A 1,451-nucleotide genomic window follows, 5' to 3' on the forward strand; every position below is an offset into this window, starting at 1 on the left:
CGCTTGAATAATTAATTTAATTCCTGAAATATCGAGCATATAAAAAGCAGAAGATCGCCCTATCCGGCTAGTTTGGCCAGGTGGTTGGCGATCTTCTTGACGTTCTGGCAGATGGCAGTCATGAGCGCTTGCTCTAAGACTTTTTTCTTGCCGCGGAACCGACAATAGCGAAGTCCATGGAGCTCTTTGGCATCCGCGAAACTTCGCTCAATCGTTTGGTATCGGAGACGGTACAGATATTTGCCCGAGCGAGACCGCCCATTTTGTTTTACCCACTCCTTGCTATCCTGCCAAACATGTCGAGTCAGAATCTTTTGTTTGTTCCTTGAACGTGTACATTGGGAAAGCAGCGGGCAGTCCTTGCAAATCTCAGGGGCCGACTTGTACTGTCGGTAACCCTCCCGGTCTGTCGTAGCATAAGGCAACTCTTGTTTTTGTGGACAGATATACAAGTCGCGCTCTCGGTCATACTTAAATCGCCACTTGGCGATCAAACCTTTTACTGGGGTATAGCTTCGACCACCAATGACGGCATAAATTCTACGAATATGGAGTTTCTTGCAGATATCTGCTGTGTAATAACCGGCATCTAGGGCAACGGCTTCCAATGTTTTGTCAAACTCAAATTTCTTTATTTGCAGTTCAAGCCGCTCAAGATAAGGTTTCGAGTCATGGACATTTCCCGGTGTAATATGTACATCGGTAATAATATTGTATTTATGATCGACCGTCCGGTGATCCAAATAGAAGAAGCCTTCCGGCTTGCCATCGCGTACCATGTACCCGCTCTCGGGGTCCGTTGTACTCACTTTCGTCTCCTTTGTCTGGGTCACCTCCTTCCGAGGCTTTAAAGCTTTTTTCCATGAGCTTCCCGATCGGCCTGAACGGCCTCGTCCAAATCGTCCAGATAGGTTTTGACGCTCTTTTCGACTTCTTGTTTAATGAATTTACGCTTGTTGGCATTGGCTTTAAGGTGGGTTGAATCCGTGATGAGTACGCGGCCTGCAACCATCCGAAGTTCAATAGCTTTGAATACAATATGGTCAAAGATTTCTTGGACAACATCGCTATCCTGAAGTCGCTTGCGATTCAAGCTCAAGGTGCTGTGATCCGGAACGCGATCTGTCAAACCCAATCCGACAAACCAGCGATAGGCCACGTTGAGTTGAATCTCCTGCTCGAGCTGGCGTTCAGAACGAATGCCGTACAAATAGCCAATGAACATCATTTTGAAGAGCATGATCGGATCGACCGAAGGGCGGCCGTTATCTTCACAGTAATATGGCTTCACTTTTTCAAGGATAAAGGAAAAGTCAATGTGTTTGTGGATCTTGCGGAGCAAATGATTTTGAGGCACGAGTTCTTCCAAACAAACGAATTCGTAGCTGTTTTGCACATTCGGATTAGAGCGAAGCATGCAACCACCGCCTTGTTAGGATAACAATATTATA

General features: G+C 46.2%; 1 protein-coding gene. It reads right to left on the bottom strand.

What is annotated here, in order from left to right:
- Window positions 1–59: 59 nt before the first annotated feature.
- Window positions 60–1,417, bottom strand: a protein-coding gene (locus tag KQX66_RS36350; RefSeq protein WP_216798385.1) for an IS1182 family transposase whose coding sequence is annotated in 2 segments (ribosomal slippage) — window positions 60–853 and window positions 853–1,417 — 1,359 coding nt in all. Because the reading frame shifts where the segments join, the coding sequence is not laid out codon by codon here.
- Between the last annotated feature and the right edge of the window lie 34 nt (window positions 1,418–1,451).

Origin of the sequence: Paenibacillus oleatilyticus, from assembly GCF_018998565.1 — a bacterium.
Taxonomy (GTDB): Bacteria; Bacillota; Bacilli; order Paenibacillales; family NBRC-103111; genus Paenibacillus_G; species Paenibacillus_G oleatilyticus.